The sequence below is a fragment of the Lactobacillus sp. W8093 genome, from assembly GCF_016100925.1.
Taxonomy (GTDB): domain Bacteria; phylum Bacillota; class Bacilli; order Lactobacillales; family Lactobacillaceae; genus Lactobacillus; species Lactobacillus helsingborgensis.
In genome coordinates this window covers 12,539-32,353 of sequence record NZ_JACFRL010000013.1, presented here as the reverse complement: position 1 = coordinate 32,353, position 19,815 = coordinate 12,539, and the positions used below count along the sequence as shown (strand labels likewise).

General features: G+C 34.5%; 21 protein-coding genes and 1 other RNA gene. 1 reads left to right on the top strand and 21 read right to left on the bottom strand.

The window, feature by feature from the left end:
* Positions 1-162: 162 nt before the first annotated feature.
* The 6 genes from H3T47_RS08850 to glpK form a co-directional block, all read right to left on the bottom strand.
* Positions 163-1,614: a cell wall metabolism sensor histidine kinase WalK gene (locus H3T47_RS08850; protein WP_199283206.1), complete on the bottom strand. Its 1,452-nt coding sequence runs from the start codon at positions 1,612-1,614 to the stop codon at positions 163-165.
* A gap of 9 nt (positions 1,615-1,623) precedes the next feature.
* Complete coding sequence (locus tag H3T47_RS08845) at positions 1,624-2,343, bottom strand: response regulator transcription factor (RefSeq protein WP_199283205.1); 720 nt, start codon at positions 2,341-2,343, stop codon at positions 1,624-1,626.
* Positions 2,340-2,735, bottom strand: a complete 396-nt coding sequence (locus H3T47_RS08840; protein WP_199283204.1) for an SdpI family protein — start codon at positions 2,733-2,735, stop codon at positions 2,340-2,342. The genes H3T47_RS08845 and H3T47_RS08840 overlap by 4 nt, the downstream gene beginning before the upstream one ends.
* A gap of 23 nt (positions 2,736-2,758) precedes the next feature.
* Positions 2,759-3,727 carry a mannose-6-phosphate isomerase, class I gene (gene manA / locus H3T47_RS08835; RefSeq protein ID WP_199283207.1) on the bottom strand — a complete coding sequence of 323 codons (969 nt, stop codon included), beginning with the start codon at positions 3,725-3,727 and terminating at the stop codon, positions 2,759-2,761.
* Between the two features lie 231 nt (positions 3,728-3,958).
* Positions 3,959-5,704, bottom strand: coding sequence for an FAD-dependent oxidoreductase (locus H3T47_RS08830; protein ID WP_199283203.1), 1,746 nt, complete (start codon positions 5,702-5,704; stop codon positions 3,959-3,961).
* Between the two features lie 31 nt (positions 5,705-5,735).
* A complete protein-coding gene (gene glpK / locus H3T47_RS08825) occupies positions 5,736-7,247 on the bottom strand; it encodes a glycerol kinase GlpK (protein WP_199283202.1) in 1,512 nt (503 codons plus the stop codon).
* Between the two features lie 139 nt (positions 7,248-7,386).
* Between glpK and H3T47_RS08820 the strand changes: the two genes are divergently transcribed.
* The gene (locus tag H3T47_RS08820) at positions 7,387-8,262 is read left to right on the top strand and encodes a LysR family transcriptional regulator (protein WP_109918247.1); all 876 of its coding nucleotides are present in this window, start codon (positions 7,387-7,389) and stop codon (positions 8,260-8,262) included.
* Between the two features lie 62 nt (positions 8,263-8,324).
* Here H3T47_RS08820 and H3T47_RS08815 read toward each other — a convergent pair whose 3' ends face one another.
* The 15 genes from H3T47_RS08815 to H3T47_RS08740 all read right to left on the bottom strand — a co-directional run bounded on the left by H3T47_RS08815 (position 8,325) and on the right by H3T47_RS08740 (position 19,186).
* Complete coding sequence (locus H3T47_RS08815) at positions 8,325-9,518, bottom strand: MFS transporter (RefSeq protein WP_199283201.1); 1,194 nt, start codon at positions 9,516-9,518, stop codon at positions 8,325-8,327.
* 208 nt (positions 9,519-9,726) lie between these two features.
* Positions 9,727-10,092, bottom strand: a transfer-messenger RNA (tmRNA) gene (gene ssrA / locus H3T47_RS08810).
* A gap of 195 nt (positions 10,093-10,287) precedes the next feature.
* Positions 10,288-11,472: an acetate/propionate family kinase gene (locus tag H3T47_RS08805; protein ID WP_199283200.1), complete on the bottom strand. Its 1,185-nt coding sequence runs from the start codon at positions 11,470-11,472 to the stop codon at positions 10,288-10,290.
* Between the two features lie 45 nt (positions 11,473-11,517).
* Positions 11,518-12,519 (bottom strand): class I SAM-dependent methyltransferase, encoded by a 1,002-nt coding sequence (locus H3T47_RS08800; RefSeq protein WP_199283199.1) that lies wholly within the window; start codon positions 12,517-12,519, stop codon positions 11,518-11,520.
* A gap of 183 nt (positions 12,520-12,702) precedes the next feature.
* Positions 12,703-13,212, bottom strand: coding sequence for a ComGF family competence protein (locus tag H3T47_RS08795; protein ID WP_199283198.1), 510 nt, complete (start codon positions 13,210-13,212; stop codon positions 12,703-12,705).
* A complete protein-coding gene (locus tag H3T47_RS08790) occupies positions 13,184-13,462 on the bottom strand; it encodes a hypothetical protein (RefSeq protein ID WP_187159116.1) in 279 nt (92 codons plus the stop codon). The genes H3T47_RS08795 and H3T47_RS08790 overlap by 29 nt, the downstream gene beginning before the upstream one ends.
* On the bottom strand, positions 13,452-13,868 hold the full coding sequence (locus H3T47_RS08785; RefSeq protein WP_199283197.1) for a prepilin-type N-terminal cleavage/methylation domain-containing protein: 417 nt from the start codon (positions 13,866-13,868) through the stop codon (positions 13,452-13,454). The genes H3T47_RS08790 and H3T47_RS08785 overlap by 11 nt, the downstream gene beginning before the upstream one ends.
* Positions 13,861-14,208, bottom strand: a complete 348-nt coding sequence (gene comGC, locus H3T47_RS08780) for a competence type IV pilus major pilin ComGC (protein WP_199283196.1) — start codon at positions 14,206-14,208, stop codon at positions 13,861-13,863. Before comGC ends, H3T47_RS08785 begins: the two co-directional genes overlap by 8 nt.
* A gap of 23 nt (positions 14,209-14,231) precedes the next feature.
* On the bottom strand, positions 14,232-15,236 hold the full coding sequence (locus H3T47_RS08775) for a type II secretion system F family protein (RefSeq protein WP_199283195.1): 1,005 nt from the start codon (positions 15,234-15,236) through the stop codon (positions 14,232-14,234).
* Entirely contained in the window at positions 15,202-16,176 is a 975-nt protein-coding gene (comGA, locus tag H3T47_RS08770; protein WP_199283194.1) for a competence type IV pilus ATPase ComGA, read from the bottom strand. The genes H3T47_RS08775 and comGA overlap by 35 nt, the downstream gene beginning before the upstream one ends.
* Positions 16,177-16,295: 119 nt before the next feature.
* The gene (locus H3T47_RS08765; protein ID WP_199283193.1) at positions 16,296-16,829 is read right to left on the bottom strand and encodes an NAD(P)H-dependent oxidoreductase; all 534 of its coding nucleotides are present in this window, start codon (positions 16,827-16,829) and stop codon (positions 16,296-16,298) included.
* A gap of 22 nt (positions 16,830-16,851) precedes the next feature.
* Positions 16,852-17,529: a flavodoxin gene (locus tag H3T47_RS08760; protein ID WP_109586133.1), complete on the bottom strand. Its 678-nt coding sequence runs from the start codon at positions 17,527-17,529 to the stop codon at positions 16,852-16,854.
* 286 nt (positions 17,530-17,815) lie between these two features.
* Complete coding sequence (locus H3T47_RS08755; RefSeq protein ID WP_109586132.1) at positions 17,816-18,196, bottom strand: VOC family protein; 381 nt, start codon at positions 18,194-18,196, stop codon at positions 17,816-17,818.
* A 260-nt stretch (positions 18,197-18,456) separates the two neighbouring features.
* Entirely contained in the window at positions 18,457-18,747 is a 291-nt protein-coding gene (locus H3T47_RS08750; protein ID WP_109586131.1) for an LPXTG cell wall anchor domain-containing protein, read from the bottom strand.
* A 172-nt stretch (positions 18,748-18,919) separates the two neighbouring features.
* Positions 18,920-19,186 carry a hypothetical protein gene (locus H3T47_RS08740; protein ID WP_109586130.1) on the bottom strand — a complete coding sequence of 89 codons (267 nt, stop codon included), beginning with the start codon at positions 19,184-19,186 and terminating at the stop codon, positions 18,920-18,922.
* Positions 19,187-19,815: the final 629 nt, after the last annotated feature.

The window sequence follows — 19,815 nt, the reverse complement described above, 5'->3', positions numbered from 1 at the left end:
GAAGCAAGAGGAAGATGTCCTCCTTTTTTATGCAATAAAAAACCTATTAACAGCTTACCACATGGATAAGTCATCAACAGGATAAATTATAGAGCCATAAATCATCCTAAACTGATGATATATTAGCCTTTTTATTGCAAGCAGAATTTTATTCGAACTGCATTAGTTATCAAGATATTGTTCATAGCCTTTATCAAATAAAATTATGGTAAATACAGCGCCTTGATTTGACTTAGACTGAACGCGAATTTTGCCGCCATGCTGCTTAATTAAAGAAGAAACAATTGATAAGCCTAAACCATATTCGCCTTTACCCGAACGCGTGCGCGATGGATCCGCCTTAAAATATCTTTCAAAAATATACTTAAGTTGCTCATGACTCATGCCAATACCATTATCTTTAACACTGATGATGGTGGCATGGGCAGCCCGATAGCCAGTAATCTCAATTCTACCATCAGTAGTAAATTGAATAGCGTTTTGAATTAAATTGACCATAATTTGGGTAAAGCGATCTCTATCGGCATAAATTGGCAAATCTATAGGTGCTGAAATAATAATTTTATCATTTGCCTTAGCAGCATTATGTTTAAGCTGCATTGTAACATCGTCTAATACTTTTCTAGCATTAAATTTGGTTTTAATTAAATCTATTTGATTATTGCGTATTTTTTCATAATCGAGGTTTTCGTTAACAAGACGAATAAGCCTTTTTGTTTCCCTGCTCATTAAAGCAATAGACTTCGGCTTGGCTTTATCTGGAATTGCATCATATTGCAACCCTTCCAAAATACCGTTGATTGTAGTTAACGGTGTCCGCATTTCATGAGCAGCATCAGCCATAAACTGATCCCGTCGTTTTTCTTGTGCCTTAACTTCTTGATTTGATTTCTTTAATGCGCGCACCATTTGGTTAAAGTTATCAGCAAGCTGAGTTATTTCATCATTACCACTGTAATTAGCCTGTACGTCAAAATCTCCTGCAGCAACTTTTTGAGTAGCTTGAGACAAATTTTTAATCCTATTAGTTGCATAAAACGACAAGATAAAACTCAAAATCAAGCCAAAAATTAATGCAGTCACCAACGCACTGAACAAATTTTGTTTGGCACTTCTTATTGGTCGTTCAACGGTTGACACCCGAACTCCCAGCCAAATTGCACCAATAAATTTACCCTGATCACGCCAAGGCAAAAGCACTCCAGTACAGGTGTCTTTAGTATGACCTAATTGCGAAATTATTTCATTGTTGTTTTTGATATGCAGCTTTTTTCCACGCTTTACTTGTGCAAAGTGCTTGTCAGAAAGTTTAATCTTGTTATTTCTTTTGGGATAAATCTGTTTGCCCCGCGTATTAAAAACGCTAAAATACACTTTATCGCTGTGAAGGACAAACTGCAGTCTATGCAAAAACTTGGGGTTAAGCATTGCTGAGCCATTCTTTTCTTCACTAGCAGCCAAAGTTCCTAGAGCAGAAGCAAAATCTTCCATTCTCTGATAATTATGGGCATAAGATTGCTTAGTGACGTTATTAATTTCTGAAAAGCCAATTATTGATACCGTAGTAAGAATGATTAGTAAAAAACTAAGCATGTGCTGATAAATCAACTTCATAATAAAAACCTACGAATCATCAAATTTATAGCCAACGCCCCAAACAGTTTGGATAACATCTGCACCCACGGTTTCCAATTTTTGACGCAACTTTTTGATATGAGCATCAACTGTCCGGTCTTCACCATAATAATCGTAGCCCCAAACAGCTTCTAACAATTGTTCACGGGAAAATACCTGTTTAGGTTTTTGAGCCATAGTATATAGTAAATCGAATTCTTTTGGTGTAATGTTCTGAACGTATTTTCCGTCATATAGTACTTCACGTCTGCTCTTAGAAATTTGGGTATGAGCTGTTTCGACATCGAAATTTTCGGCTTCTTTAGTTTCTTTTGATTGTTCTTTATGATCATCAATTCTAATTCTGCGTTGGAGCGCCTTGATACGAGCAATTAAAGCTAAAGGACTAAAAGGCTTTGATACATAATCATCTGCACCAGCATTAAATCCCTGAATCTGTTCCTCCTCACTACTGCGAGCAGTTAACATAATAATTGGAATTTGTGGTGAAATCGCACATACGTCTTTAGCAACTTGTATGCCATCTTTTTTAGGTAGATTGAGGTCTAACGTGATCAAATCATACTGGTCAGGATTTTTGGCAAACATTTTAACGGCTTGTTCCCCATCAGTAGCTACATCCATGGTCCAACCTTCTTTTTCAAAGAACATTCCCATCATTTCTGCAACTGACTGATCATCCTCGACCATTAAAATTTTCAGTTTCATTTTCGGTCCCTAAATCCTTTTGTTCTCTCCCTTTTTACTTTGTCAGGATCTATATAATCTGCCGGCAATTCATGACGGTTTTTTAAGTAGCTTTTTAAGGCTTTTTCCGTAGCCATGATTGGAAAGATAATGAAAAGATAAAATGTCAGCAGCCAAAGTAAAAAATAACGATCCCATTTAAATAAATGTATTCCAATACCCAACAATAATTGAATTAAACCAAAAGCAATAAAATTTAAACCTGCTCTTTTTTGAGCAAACTTGAAACTGTTTTTATTGACTTGGGCCAAGTATGAATGATACCCGTAAAATGGAATTTGTCTTTTTGCAGGCGAGATTAGCCATAGCAGTCCAATTACTAACATAATTGCACCACATGCAATATAAATCATACTTTTTCCTTTCTCTGATAGATTTAATTCTCGTTTCCTGGTGTTGAAATAACTATTTTCATATTACCTTCAAACTTAAAATTCTTCATTTCATTAGGAATAATCAAATTTGTTCCTAATGCTAAATCGTAAGTCTTATTTGCAAATTCGAGTTTACCCGAACCATTAATAATTGTGACTAATAAGTATGGGTGACTCTTTAAGCCAGTTTGCCATTGGCCATTAAGGTCTATTTGCCACAAATAAAAATGAGGTGAAATTGGTGGCTCAACTAAAGTTTTGATAATAGCATCCTGCTCATGTTTAGTCTTGATCTTAAGTTGGGGATCAACATGAGGAACCTGAGTAACATCAATTGACTTTTGTGTATGTAATTCCCGTTTCTGACCTGTTTTTTGGTCAACTCGGTCATAATCATACAGTCTATAAGTTACATCACTGGATTGCTGAGTTTCAATTACTAATATTCCTTTTGTAAGTGCATGAATTGTACCTGAGGGAACGTAAAAGAAGTCTCCGGCTTTGACTGGGACTTTACGCAATAGCTTATCCCATTCTCCCTTTTTGATCATTTCTGCCAATTCACCGCGAGTTTTAGCGGTATGACCATAAATCAAATACGAACCAGGGTCAGCCTGCAGGACATACCAGCTTTCGGTCTTGCCACTGTCATTCTCTACTCTGCGGGCATAATCGTCATCAGGATGAACTTGCACAGATAGATTGTCATTAGCATCCAAGAATTTAACCAGTAAAGGAAATTCTTTACTTTTTGGATTGCCAAAAAGCTCTGGATTTTCTTGATACACTTGCCGTAAGCTTTGTCCTTTGAATTGACCGCTAGTGACAGTTGAAGCGTCATCCTTGTATCCAGAAATAACCCAAGCTTCACCGACTTGACCATCTGGAATATCATAATTAAAAATAGTTTTTAATTTGCGCCCACCCCAAATCTTAGGTCTAAAGTATGGCGTTAAAAATATTGGTTCCATCATAATTCACCTCACTATTAGTGTAATCTTTTAAAGTGCAAATTTAAAACTATTTTTTCAAATATGAAAACAAAAGTTATTATTTTAAAAGTAATTTCCAATACAAAATAAAGATATTATTTAATTTGCTTTATTTTAATATGAGATTTTTAAAAAACAAGAAAAAAGCCCAGCAGAAAGAATTCTGCTGAGCTTTTCGGGGAAACAATTTACTACTCGACAATTTTATTTCTATTTATTTTTACTCTTTAATCCCTCCAGTCGTGACTCTGCAATTTCATGGTCTAAGTCATTTATATATTGCTCTTTTAATGCCTTATCCCAGCCATAGTAATCAGACATATGCTTTATTACACCATCTTTAACTTGGCTCAAGGTGTCACTCTTGAACAAGATATGGTAAGTCCGACGTAAAAGATAATCAACTGGAGTCAAAGTCATTTCTTCGTTTAATGAATAGTCCAGTGCAGCCGTTTCGCCTAAACTTAAACCATCTGCTGGCTTAATCTTTTGTGCATAGTCGTATATTTGCTCTGCTTGAGAACCATATAGGTTAGCGATTTCAGTTGCATCTTCAGAAGCTAAACCAGCAGCAACACCATCTTTAGCAATCCGTGCCAGTTCTTCTTCTGCATGATCAGAATCAAAGTCACCACCAGCAACTTTAATTTCAGCAGAATCTTGCAAAGTGAAGTTCTTAGAAAACTTATCATGCAATTTCTGCTGTATTTTCTTCATTGCTCCATTAGCCATAATGCGGTAGTCTGTCAACTTACCACCAGCTAATGTGATTAAACCGTCTTCAGCTTCAGTTAGTGAACTACCACGTGATACAGCAGACGGAGCCGAAGTACTGTCAGAAACACTGGCTCCAGTAGCAGCATCAGCTGCTTCGTTTCCTTCAACCTCTACTTCAATTAAAGGACGAACTCCTGCCCAACTGGCTTCAATATCGTCAATTGTCAAATGGGCTGCAGGATACTTTTTATTAATGATATTTAACAAGTAATCTACATCGCTTTGTTCAACAGTTGGATGAGCGTAATCACCGGTAAAGTCAGTATCTGTAGTACCAAAGTAAGTTTTACCTTCTCTTGGAATTGTGAAAATCATACGACCATCTGCCGTGCCTGAACCAAAGTAAGTTGGTTGTGGCACCGTCAGGCGTGATTGGTCTACTACAAGGTGCACACCTTTAGTTGGACGCAAGCGTGGTTTCTTGTAAACCTCTTTATCTTCTTGACGTACTGTATCAGACCAAGGACCAGAAGTATTAATAATTACATCTGCGTGTATTTCAAATTCTTCACCGGTTAAATTGTCGTGAACGCGCACACCATTTGCTTGCATTTGGTCGTTATGTAAAATTCTGATGCACTTCAAGCGACTAACAGCCAAACAACCTAAATCATGTGCCTTTTTAACGTTTTCAACAACCAGCCTTGAGTCATTGTTTTGATAGTCTAAATAAACACCCGCACCTTGCAGATTTTCACTATTTAATTGTGGTTCACGCTTTAAAGTTTCTTCTTTATCCATCATGTAGTTAGCATATTTGATTAAAGGTGAATCTCCTTCAATGCCAGCTAGATGATCATATAAATCCATAGCCACTTTGACTGAAAACATAGTAAACGTGGTGCCGGGTTCATCATAAATTGGCAAAATCATCGGGTCTGGTTGTGTCATATGTGGCGCAATGTGCTGGATAACTGCACGTTCTTTAACAGTGTCGGAAACCACTTGAACGTCAAAAGTCTTAAGATAGCGAATACCACCATGTACTAATCTGGTAGAGCGAGAAGAAGTTCCACCACCAAAATCTTGCATGTCAATCAAGCCAGTTTTCATTTTGGCTGCACTAGCTTGCAAAGCAACGCCGGCACCAGTAATGCCGCCACCAATAACCAGTAAATCTAATTTTTCATTCTTTAAACGTTCAATTTCTTCTTGTCTCGTTTTAATTGAGAACGCCATGATTCAGCCTCTTTCTCTCTAATAAAATTAATTACTTTTGAAATGGTTTGTATGAAAAGCTTTGAGCAGCCTTAACAGCAGCTTTCCAGCCTTCATATAAGTGATCTCTTTCTGCACTGCTCATTTGCGGTTCAAAAGTCTTACCTACCTTTTGGATCTTCTTAATCTCATCGACATCTTTCCAGAAGCCAATAGCTAATCCTGCAAGGAAAGCAGCACCCATCGCCGTTGTTTCAAGGTTAGCAGCACGTTCAATCTTGATGCCCAAGATATCAGCTTGGAATTGCATCAAGTAATCGTTATTAGCAGCACCACCGTCAACTTTCAACTTAGGAATTTTAATTTTGGTATCTTCGTGCATAGTATCAATAACGTCACGGCTTTCGTAAGCTAAGGATTGCAAAGTTGCCTTAGTAAAGTCATCCCTTGTCGTACCTCTAGTTAAACCAAAGACAGAACCACGGACATTTGAATCCCAGTATGGAGCACCTAAACCAGTGAAAGCAGGAACTACAAAGACTTCGTTATTATCCTTTGAGCGCTTTGCTGCTTCTTCTGATTGCGGGGCATCATCAATAATACCTAATTGATCACGCAACCATTGAATAGCTGAGCCAGCAACATAAATACTACCTTCCAAAGCATAATTTACTTTGCCATTGATGCCATAAGCCACAGTAGTCAACAAGTTATTAGCTGAGAATTTTGGCTTTTCTCCGGTATTCATCACAGTAAACGCACCGGTACCATAAGTGTTTTTGACCATTCCTGGTTCAAAAGCCAATTGACCAATTAAAGCTGATTGCTGGTCACCAGCCATACCGGCAATTGGAACCTGACTACCATAAAAATGATATTCTGCTGTAGTACCGTATATTTCGGAGTTAGAACGAATTTCCGGCAAAATTTTTCTTGGAATGTTCAATAACTTGAGAATTTCATCATCCCAATCCAGTTTGGTAATGTTAAATAACATTGTCCGGCTGGCATTAGTGTAATCAGTGACATGAACTTTGCCACCGGTTAATTTCCAAACTAGCCAAGAGTCAATAGTGCCAAATAGCAATTCACCATTTTCTGCTCTTTCTTGAGCCCCTGGAACATGGTCAAGAATCCAACGAATTTTGGTTGCAGAGAAATAAGCATCTGGAATCAAACCGGTCTTTTCATGAATCATATCAGAATAGCCGTCAGCAATGATTTTATCGGCAATATCAGACGTCTGACGTGATTGCCATACAATCGCATGATAAATTGGCAAGCCTGTTTTCTTATCCCAAATTACAGTGGTTTCACGTTGATTGGTGATACCAATAGCCGCAATTTGATTTGGTTTAACCCCAGAATTAATAAACGAGTTGGCAATTGTAGATAACACTGAATTCCAAATTTCATTGGCATCGTGTTCTACCCAGCCTGGTTTAGGAAAATACTGATTAAACTCTTTACGTGAGTCAATTACTTTTTTACCTGCATGATCCAAAATAATTGCACGTGTACTAGTAGTACCTTCATCAATCGCTAAAATATATTTTTCAGCCATTATACTTTCTCCTTTTAGCCATAAAACTAATAGTATAGGTAACTGTTGTTACAACTCAATTTTACCCTCGCTTTTTAGTAAGCGCTAACATATAATGGTGATAACTTATTAGTTAAAGTTATAAAGAAAAGGATGATACATGATGAAATACAGCTTGTTAGCATACAAATATTTTGTTGATGTAGTTGAAACTCAAGGATTTACCCCAGCTGCCAAAAGAAATTTTGTTTCTCAAACCGCGATTAGCAACGCAATTAAAAATTTGGAAAAGCAACTTGGAGTGCAGCTAATTGACCGTTCGACTTCTCATTTTAAAGTAACTTTAGCAGGTAGCAATCTCTATCACTGCGCCATCCCTCTTTTAAATACCTATTATGAATTTGGTGAAAAAATAACCCAGTTAAATAATTCTTTTAGTATCCTAAAAATTCATTATCTGCATGGGTTTGGTTTCTGGACAGTCAAATTAGCACAATCTTTGTTAACATCTAACCCCAAATTACAATTACAATTAGATACAGAGAATTTTGCGACAAGCTTTACAAAGTTGGATGCAGGAAATTATGACGTCCTGATTGGTTTTTCAACGGCGGTAAGCAAAATTAAAGATATTCACGTTAAAAAAATTGGAACAGCCAATTTTAGCATTTTACTTAATCAGAGTTCTTTAACTAAAAATGGCAATATAAGCAAGAAGACTTTTAAAAGGCAGCCCCTTTTTTTACAAAAATGGACTGCTACAGATAGTAATGATGTGCAATCAAAAATTAAAATAATTCTGCGTCAAATGCACATTGACTACTCTCAAATCATTTATCTAGACAGTTTCGACGCAGCAATATCGAATGTTATTTTAAATCATGGTCTGGCAATTTATCCGCGAGAATTATCAATACCAAAAAAATATGATGATTGTCTCTGCTTTTTACCTCAACTGCCTGAACTGAAATATGACGTGGTGGCTATTTATAAAAATCCGGCTCTCGCCAATATTTTGGAACGTGCAACTGATTAGCAAGTTCTAATGATGATAAATTAATTTCTGCTACCGCGTTTTGGGCAATGATTAAATATTTACTATTCCAACTTGCCTAATTTGCTTAAACCGCTGAATACAGTAATCAATATGGAACCAAACATACAGATAGCCGCAACAATAAATATTGCATGTACCTCCGCCTTAATGAGAAAACCGCTAATTAACGACATAATCGGTCCAATAATTCTAGTTAACGAAGTTGAAATTGATGTGATTGTGCCTTTATACCGGTCTGGAGTCTCTGCTTGAATTACAGTAAAAAAGTTAGCTTGTGACCAGACGCTGCCAAACGAAACTAAAGCATAACCAAAAGTAACAAATAGATATGACTGAACATTAAGCATAACTATAAAGCCAATCATTATCAGTGAAGCGATCATCAGCATTTGCGTACCTAATTTCAGATTTTTATTTATTTTTAAATAGACAGAGTTGCCAATAATACTGGCGACAGCGGCGACTGTGAAAAAGATACTAACGAGATTAACGGAAACCTGCATTTTTTGCTTTAATAAAAAAGTTAACATAGGCACGACCGCCTGAAAACCAACATTAGCCACAAAGAAACTGGCAATTAACCATTTAATGTTGTGATGAGCAAATAAAAAAGAAATTCCCTTCTTAGCACTTTTAATAAACGAATTGCTCTTTTTCAATAACTTATTTTCCCTATGTAATGGCTCATAGCCCTTAACAACATAAGTCAAATAGCCAAAGCTTAGAGCATCGAGTAAAAAACCACCGATATAATTAATTAAATTAATGACTATAGCAGCGATGACAGGACCAAAAGTTTTTTGTAAAGAAGAAATCAAACCAACTTGACCAGAAACAGATGATAGTTCTTCTTTTTTGACTGATTCGGCTATGAATATTTGATATCCAGTCCAAGTAATTAAATCAAATGTGCCTAGCAGAAATACTACTAATAAAAGCCAATATATAGAAAAGTTTTTTATTACTAAAAACGGGGCAATAATAATCAGAATCATTTGCATGACTAATGACAACAACATAATTTTCTTGCGGGAATAGATGTCAAAAAGCGGTCCAATCGTCAATCCAAAGAACGCCGTTGGCAAATATTCAACTGCTGTTAAAAGTCCCATGATAACCGATGAATGAGTTCTAGAAAGCATTAAAAGCGGAATTGCAAAAGTGTAAAATTGATCTCCTATTCCTGAAATAGCATAGCCTAAAAGTAATTTGTTTTTTTGTGATAAATTTTTCATTGTAATTTCTTTGTTAAATCTATTAGTATCTATTAAAATTTATTATAGCGCAGATAAATTGTCTTAATTGAAAATATATCAATATGACGCAAAACTTAAAATTATGCCCATATAAAATTAGTTTGGTCCTTTTATGCGGTGCATACGCCGTGCGAAGGCAAAATAAAACCCTATGAATTCCTTATTCATAGGGTTTTATTGATATATTTTATGGAGGTGAGGGGAATTGAACCCCTGTCCAAACGCATTCCGTCACTAACATCTACGATCATAGTTATATTATTTGAACTTCACTAGTCCAAAACGCCATATAACAGGGCTAGTATGGACTAGCTAACCTGGAATGACTCTTTTTAACTATTCAGATGAGGTAGTTAAACGTAACTCACTAAGTTGATACTTGGATTCAGACGTGAGTAATCCGAAAACAAGCAACACATGCGCCTAAATTAGGCAGCTAATGCGTAAGAATTTTCTTTATTTGCAGTTATAAAACTGTGACGTTTTTACGTAGTCGTGACCTACGAACCGCAGTCAATGCGAATCTACGCCTGTCGAATCCCAAAACACCCCCGCTTTGGGTAAAAACAATTATAGCATAATATAGATATATTGACTAATATTAAAGAAATCTCACCCTAAACCGCTTTAAAGTGCAATTGCTGCCAAAGTACATTGGCTCAGCTTAAAAGCACATAAATGTTTAAAATTAAGGACAAAAAAGCCGTTAAGAAGTTTTCTTAACGGCTTAAAATAATTATGTTTTAAACTAATTCAAATGGGCCAAACGAACTACATCACGTTCAATCATTAATTCTTCATCAGTTGGAATAACTAAAGCTTTAATTTTAGAATCTGGTTTGGTAATAAACTTCTCACCATTAGTCTTATTAGCTTCTAAATCAGGTTTTAACCCTATAAATTCAAATGATTTCATTACATTTTCACGAATACCTGAATCGTGTTCTCCGACTCCAGCTGTGAAAATAATAGCATCTGCACCCTTCATTTCAACCATGTAGGCACCAATATATTGCCTTACACGGTTAACAAAAATAGCACGCGCAAGGTCAGCTTTTTTATCAGAATTGTTTTCTAGGTCTCGCATATCAGAAGAAATCTCAGAAATACCTAATAAGCCGGATTTATCATTGAGAATCTCAATCATTTCATTAATATCAATATGATCTTTATTCATGATATATTGCAAAACTGATGGATCAACATCGCCTGAGCGGGTTCCCATGGTGATACCGGCCAGTGGTGTAAAGCCCATTGAAGTATCGTAGGACTTGCCTTCTTTTACAGCAGTAATTGAAGCTCCAGAACCCAAATGACAAACAATTAATTTTAAATCTTTGGCATCTTTACCAAGCATTTCTGCAGCACGACCCACAATGTAGCGAACCGATGTCCCATGTGCACCATATTTACGCACACCGTATTTTTCATAATAATGATAAGGAATTGAATACATATAGTGAACTGGATCTAAAGTTTGGTGAAATGAAGTGTCAAAAACGCCGACTTCGGGTACACCAGGCAAAAGCTTCATAAAGGCCTCAATTCCTTTTCCTTCGGCAGGATTATGAAGTGGGGCATATTCCTTTAAATCATAAATTTTTTGTAGTTTTTCTTTATCAATTAGCGCAGAGTCAGTAAAATCTTCACCACCAGCGACTATTCTATGACCTACACCTACAATCTCATTAATATCTTCAACAACATGGTATTGTTTTAAAGCTTTCAGTAATAAGTTAACAGCAGTTTCTTGATCTGGAATTGCCACATCTTCACTGTGTTTTTCACCATTTGCCAGTTCAATTTCAAAAGAAGAACCGTCAATACCTACTCTGTCAGCAATGCCTTCTGCTAAAACTTTTTCTTCAGGTAAAGCAAACAACTTATATTTAAATGAAGAACTGCCTGAGTTGATTGCTAAAACTTTTTTCATATATGTAATTCCTCCATAAATATCACTTTAAATTTATTTCACAAATCAATTAATGTTTTTAGTATACCACTCATTTAGTTTAACATTAAGCTTTATTAGGTCATCTTCGTTTTTAAACGAGTCCAACTTTGTGAGAAATACTTCACTATTTCCGATATTTTTGCCATGATTTTGTAAAATTAAAATTGCTTTTTGATTAAATTTATTTTGAAAAGCACTGTCAGGAAGTTCAACAATTGCGCGCAGAAAAACCTTCTCTGTTAGCCATGGCATAAAGTCACTGCCACCTTTTCCAGATAAAATTGCTTTTGGTACAACAAGAAAAGCAAAGCCTCCTTCTTGGAGATTTTTAATAATCTGTTCAATAAATAAAAGATGAGCAAACGAGTGACCATTTTCCGATTTGGTAGCAAAATTAGTAGCATTTTTATCAATAGGATAATAGCCAACGGGTAAATCACTAATAACAACATTAGGACTCTTAAACAGCCATGGAGTTAGTGCATCTTGACAAAACATTTCAATATCAATGTTATTCAAATGTGCTGCAATATCAGCTAAACTCAGCATTTCTTCATCATTATCAATACCATATAATTCAAAATTAGTTTTTGAATGATTAGCGCTTTTTAGCTGCTGAATTACAGAAAACAATAAATTACCTGTGCCAATAGCAGGATCAGCAATTACCAATTTCTCTTTAGGCACCAGCTTTTGCACAAACATAGCAATTATAGTAGAAATAGCTGGTGGAGTTGGCATTTGATTGGCATCAAGATCATCTTCAGTAACTGCTTTTAATGTCAAATAAGTGAATATTTGTAATTTGGTATTATTTGACAGTTTGTCATAATTCAATTTGGCATATTTTTGACTAAGTTGTTTGACTGTTTCTTTATCAGGTGCTCCCAGTTCAACTTTAATCTGCCCATTTTCAAGATTATCAAAAGTTTCTGTCAGAGCATCCCCAAAAGATACGTTCAACGCCTTCTGTAAACATTGAACGCAGTCCAAGAAACTATTAAAAATATTTTCAATTTTATCCATTTTTATTCCCCTTATCTCTAAAATATTTTAATAGAAATACGGTCCTAAGAGCAAGGAAATCAATTATTAAGTAGGTATTCAATTAATAAAAAATCATTTTCCATACTATTTCGATATATTTCTTGATAAAATTGTAAAAATATTAAACAAGTAGTTAACACCAGCACACTGCTTAGTAAAGTACTAGCTTTTAAAATTTTTCTTTTTTTCATTGAGGTTTTCTTTCTTCGGTTTGGGATCAAACTTTAAATATATTTCGGATTGCCTGCCATCCTTTTCAGTCACTTTAATTTTAATCTGCTCATCTTTAGTAAAAAATGAAGCACGGGAAACATTAATTAACAAAGGCATGTGTCCACCCTCAGGGGTAGTAACCCTAATCATGTTTTTGTAAAAATTGATAGAATATATTTTGGGTTCATTATTTTGGCTTATTACCTCAAAATCCGCTTTTTTGAACGTAGATTCAGCGGGCTTGGTGAAACAATACTTGAACTTTTGCTTTTTTATAAAGCGATTAAATTGCACATACGAAAATACCACGTCATCGGTTTTATGATTTATTTTATTTGCTAAAGTAGTACTTTTTAGTAAATTCTGCAGTAATAATAGTACTAATAAAGTGGCAAAAACGGAAAATAAAGCCTCGGCAAGCAAAAAACCTTTATTTTCTAATTTGATATGTCTTCTCATTAGTTTCATCATAAACGCTCATTTTTCCAGTAAGATAATAAACATGATCGTGTACAACTATCTTTTTTAAGTTATTTTTGCGCATCACATGCCAGGCATAAGTAAAATCAGTTTTATGCTCAATTTTTTGTTCAATTTGACGGCTTTCGCCCACAATTAAAGCTAAGGTAGTAACACCCATTAAGGCAATCATAAGGGCTACCATGCTTTCCGCTATAAAAAAGCCCTTTACTTTTTTATTAATCCGCAACTGCTCTACCCCATGTCATTTGTAATTTTATTCTTTTACTATTTTTGTGGTCACTAATCGTAATTGTATGTGGTGGCATAGAACCGGTAGCTGATATTGCCAACCCTGATAGATTATATATTTCAATGTGAGGATTGATTTTTATTCTGCGTAAATAACCCTTACTAGTTATCCTGATGCTTTTTGAACCCGGATAATAACGAATATAGGCAGCTTCATGACGAATAGTGGCTATCCGAGCCGCTTGTTCAATCGAACTCTTAACTTCTTGAGCGGTATTAGTTAAAATCATTTTTTCTTGATACTGCTGAATTTCAATAGTTCCCAGCATTACTAGGCTGACCACAATAGTTAAAGTGATTACCATTTCAACTAGGGTAAACCCTTTAACTTTATATTTATTCACTCTTTTCAACCACACCATTTGTTACGGTATAATTTTTTGATTTTGCAAATTGCTTTTTGGTTAAATATCCATCTTCAAACATATTTTGGAAAGTAATTTCTTTACCTTCACGATCCTTATCATCTTCATATAAAGTAGCTTGTGTTTGCAAAGTCGTTTTAAAAGCATCGTTTGTTTTCGCGTTGGCGCTATCTTTTTGCTTGGTCAAATTGGGTGCTATGATAATTAGCAACATAACTATTATCGCAACAACTACTACCATTTCGATCAGGGTAAAGCCTGGTACTTGTCTATTTTGTAAATTTAAACGTAAAAAATTACGTCTTTTTTTCTTTTTCATTATTTACTCCTAATTTCAATATCTCAAATTGATTGCATCATGGCATAAATTGGTAGTAATAGTTTTAAATACATGCCAATAATACATAAGCCAATCAAAATAAAACAAACTGGTTGCACATTAACAATCAACTTCTCAATTTTTTGTGCTAAATCATTAAAAAGTGCCCTACCTAACAGCAAAAATCTTTTGCTTAAGTCCCCTTTTGTTGAACCTGCTTCTATTAATAAAATTAGTTCATTAGGTAAAAATTGCTCTTTTTTAATGATCTCATCCGGACTCATTCCTTTAGCCAGCTGTTTACTTACCTTTAATCCAACATGATGCTGCAAAGAACCCTCAAGTTGTGAAACAGCATAATCACAGATTTTTTGTAGAGAAAAGCCGCTGGCTAATAGCAGTCCTATGTCATAAATCAAAATATATTTCACGTATATCCTGATTAGAGGACCAACAAGAAAAAAGTGCGAAAGCTTAACTAAAGCACTATAATCCTGTCTTCTTAATAAAATCATTATTTTACTCATAAAATAAAGTATGATCAGGCAAAATACTAGTAATAATAAAAGCATGAGGTCCCCTGTATGCTCGTTTGATTCGGCAAATTGATTAGATACAAAAGTTTGCATAAATAGCAACAAAAAAATCATCATTATTACTAAAACAAATGGATAGGTCATTTCAGATTTTAATTTTTTAACTTGCTCATTTTTCAAACGATTTAACGTTGCAATTTGTGTCAAGCATTCAATCAAATTTCCCTGTTCTAGAGATAATTCAATCTGTGTCGCAATTGTTTTGGAAAAGCCCAAATTTAACATTTCGGTACTTAACTTTCTACCTGCTTGAATTTGCTTATTCAAGTGCTCAAACAAATTTTTACGTTTTGGCCATATTATCGGCATCATTTCCAGACTGGCATTTAGTGAAAAACCGTTTGCCAAACTGTTTTGAAGATACTCCAGAAATTCTAACCGTTCTTTATTATTTAACTTATCCTTCCTGATATTGGTAACATACTTGCGCACTAATTTTTCCTTTCTTTTGCAGCTGGGTTAAATTCTGGTGCCAATTGACATAATTGCCTCTCTTAGCCATATTGATGTCTGCCTGAAGTTCTGGACCACTAGCAATATCCATTAAGCAGGAAAAGCCGCCGGTGGTCGGTAAAAGCCGTTGATAACTAACGGCCGTCAAACAGTTAAAAAGATCTGCTGTGCTGATATTTAAGCTCTCAAGTCTTGAAATTGTTTGCAAAGTGCTTTTAGCATGAACCGTAGCCAAAACAAGATGACCACTTAATGCAGCATCAACAGCTAATCTTGCCGTGTTAGCATTCCTAATTTCCCCTATAATCAAAATATCAGGTCTATGCCTTAAAGCTGCTTCGAGTAGTCCAGAGTAAGTAATATCCGCAGTTAAGTTCACTTGAGTTTGGATAAAGCTTGCTTCATGAATTTCCACCGGATCTTCAATCGTCATTACAACTTTATTTTGACCAGCCATTTTGGCCAAATTATACATTGTTGTAGTTTTACCTGATCCTGTCGGGCCACTGGTAATTAATAGTCCCCTTTTTTCAGTTAAAGCTTTTAATTGGTCAATCTGGCTGTTAAAAAAGTACTTACTCTTATCAATTTGATAGATAATTCTGATAACTAAAGACTCGCAGTCGTTAAAGTCCCCAATACTTGATAACCGAAGAAAGTAAGTCTTAGCTTGAAATTCATACTCAAAAGCACCTACTTGTGGTCTACGATGTTCAGCAATATCCATTTGTGCAGCGAACTTTAAAAAATTGATTAGTTCTTTTCCTTCATTTACTGAATATTGGGTATGCTTTGTTATCCCTTTTATTGTGCGCAAATTGACTAGTAAACTATTTTCGCGCAATAAAAAGAAAATATCACTTGCATGCATAGTTATTGCTTCCTCGATTAGATTGTTTACAGCGTCTTTTATTCTCATAAAAACCCCCTTATCTTGCTACCATTATTAATTACGCAAAAAAAAGAATTTTTCTCACAAAACTAAAAAAGCTCACACAATTGTGTGAGCTTAACTAAAAATAATTATGAGAAAGAAAGTTATTTGGTGCTTAAAATATAGTCAACATATCTCTCAGATTCTTTTTTTAACTGTTCATCTGTTAGATTTTGCATTACTCCTTGGAGGATAAAAGGTTTCAGAAATTTTGTTCCTATTAAGTTACTTGTAGCTTTAAAAGGAATAAGCATTTCATCAATGGTATAATGAAAATCACCATAAATATGATAATTTTTAGCTGGAGCACCAGTAGAAACAGCAATCACCATTTCTTTGCCTTTAAGAGCATTTCCTGTACTTCCATAAGCCCAGCCATGTAGAAGAACTTGGTCTTCCCATTTTTTTAATAAGCTGGGGCAACTATACCAATACATTGGAAATTGTAAAACTATTCTACCGGCTTTTTCTAACAGACTTTGCTCTAATTCAACATCTATTTTCTCATCTGGATATTTTTCGTATTCATCCCTTACTATCACCTCCTTTGAAGTATTTTTTAGAACTTCTTGTTTCAAAGCTTTATTTACTCGTGAATTATTTATATGCGGATGAAAAATCAAAACTAAAGTTTTCAATATAGTTTCCTTTCTTTTATGTTTAGTATCCTAAATCATGAAGCCATGAATCTACTTTGGCTTTGGCAGAGGCAGCATTTTCTCCTTTAATCTCAAAACCTTTTTTCAATTTTGCTTTAGGAAAAACACTATGAATAGTATTTAGTGACTTGCCCCAACCCGAACTCGCATTTGTAGAAAAGGGTATTATTGTTTTATTATTAAGGTCGACCTGATCCATAAAGGTTCTGACAATCATTGGAATATCATCCCACCAAATTGGATAACCCAAAAAGATGGTGTCATATTTAGAAACTTTAGGTAGCTTACCCTTTATTTTTGGTCCAGCATTATTTTTTTGCTCCCTTTCAGCTTGACTTACTGTTTGATCATAAGATTTTGGATAAGCCACTCTGGGTTTAATCTCAAAAATTTGGGCACCAGTAACTTTTTTAATTTCATCAGCAATACGTGCAGTATTTCCCCGCGTTAAATTAACTCCAGGATAATTTTGACCAGATCTTGAAAAATAAACGATTAAAATGTGACTTCTGTTCACACTTTTTACTTTTTTAGTTGAAACCTGTTCATTTCTTTTGTCATCCGCTTTTTCCTGAGCCTGATTTTTATTTATAAACCAGTACAGGCCTAAACTTAGAATTACTAGTATTAAAAGTAAGACCATAATAATTGTAGTTTTCTGCTTTGAAAATTTTTTCATTGATATTCTCCCAAAGTTTATTTATGAACTTAACGACTGAATCGTTTACCAAATTATTGAGGTTAAAAATATAAGTTAGTATTTCTCATATACGAAATTTTGTGGTTTGCCTAACATTATTGCCATTCACCACCTTTTACAATAAAAGTTTAAAGTCACATTTAATAATTGTCTAATACTAAAAAGGTATGTTAAATCATACTTTTTATGTTATATATCCCTATAAAAAACAAAAATCATACAATAATTGTATGATTTTTGTTTTGCTATTTAATTTTGTATAACTTTAGATATAATTCGAAATTTCAATTAAATTTTTATCTGGATCACGCACATATATTGAGCGAATTTTTCCATTTGCACCAGTTCGTAACACTGGTCCTAAAATTATTTTTAAATGTTCATTTTTAAAGTGCACTATTAAATCATCAATTGGAGTATCACTTATCAAACAAATATCACCTGCTCCAGGCGTTGGGAAAGCAGCTTTAGGATCAATTTCGTGTCCGATTTCATGTAAATTGATCTTTTGCTTTCCAATTTTTAGGGCTGTTCTGCCATTTTGAAAATTAATTGTTTCTATACCAAAATATTTATGATAAAAATCAGTAGTTGTTTTAATATTCTTAACTGTTAGCACTAAATGGTCAAGTCCAATTATAGCCATATTTACCCCACCTCTTTTGCAATTATTATATAATGCCTTAGAGAAAAACGTTTGGATTTGGTTCTGAGTGTTTTTTTCAAACCAAAAAGCAACACTTGCGTGTTGCTTTTATCCATTAAATACTTATTCTTGCTGCGACTTTAAAAACATACTTATTTAGATAGAAAAATTTTTTATTAATATGAATAAACACTAAGAATAATAAAAATCATTTAATCGCAGTTTGCCGGATTAGTATTTAAGGCTCATTCCAAATAGCCTCACTCTCCTTTCTTTTTACGGAAATCTAAGACACCTAATAGAGAACCGAAAAGAGCAATAATGCCGCTGATTAGCAAAGCTAACTGACTTTTCTTTTCGGTACCAGTTTGCGGTAATTTGGCTTTATCAGCTGCTTCTGTTTTTTGTTGGCTAGCTTCATTACTTGCTGTTTGTGCTTTATTTTTATTTTCTTGTGTCAAAGCAGACTTGTTTTTACCTGATGTTTGTGCATCGTTTGTTTGCTTTGGCTTTTTATTGTTATCAGGCTTTTTTGCTTTGTCATTTGGCAAAGGCTTATTAGTTGAATTGTTGTCAGTACTTTGTTCCGGTTTCGTCGTCGGAGCTTTTTTATGGTAAACATAAGTTACGATCTGCGGCAGATTAGTAAAGTAGCCTATCCGGTTGCCATTAACTGAATCATAAACATAATCGTCAATATCAAGTGGTGAACTGATGTAGCCATCACCAACGTTGCCGGACAGAATTTGAACTGGTTCTCACTAGTTTATTAGTCTGCGATTCAGCGCCTTTTCTATCATCTTGGTTAATAGAAGCAGCATTTACGTTAGAAGCGGTTTGTGAATTTTGCTCGTTTCTTGACAATGTATTCTGAGTTTCTGGGATAGTCTCATCGGCTTTAACCCTGTTCGTCTGCAAAGCTAAACTAAGTAAACAAATTGGCACTGACATAGCGGTTGCTAATAATTTATTTTTGTATTTTTTATACACTCTTTTTCTCCTCCCATATTAATTTTTAACAGTCAAAATAGGTTCAATAACTAACAATTACTTTTTTAGTAAAACAACAATATTTTTCTAAAAAAATATTGATTAGCAATCTAAGCAATAGATTAATATTAGATTTCTATTACTTAAACCAATTAATTACAGTTATACATTCATTTTGTATTTTCAAGGATTTTATATGTTAGGTTTTTTTAGAATGTAACAAATGCAATTAATTGTGATTGCTAACCAATATATTGCAATAAAAATTGCTTTTTATTGCTGTTTTACTTCTTTGTATATATCATTAACATAAGAAGTAAAACCTTGGTAAACAAGTTTTCTTCTTTACCTAAATAACATTGATATATGACTTTTCTAAAAAACTAAATGTTAAATTTTAAGAGATTACCCCTCTACTGTCTTCTTTTGCGCAAATCACAAAGTTGCTTTTTACACTACCACAAGTGATACTATTCAGGTAAACTAAAAAAGTAGTCAGATTTCGTACCACGGCTACTTAATTATCTAACACAATAATGAGAATTTTGTGCTGTCCACTCAGTGGATGATTTTATTATATTACCATTTATGATAGCGGTCAAGTACAAATACAATCATTTGTGATACTT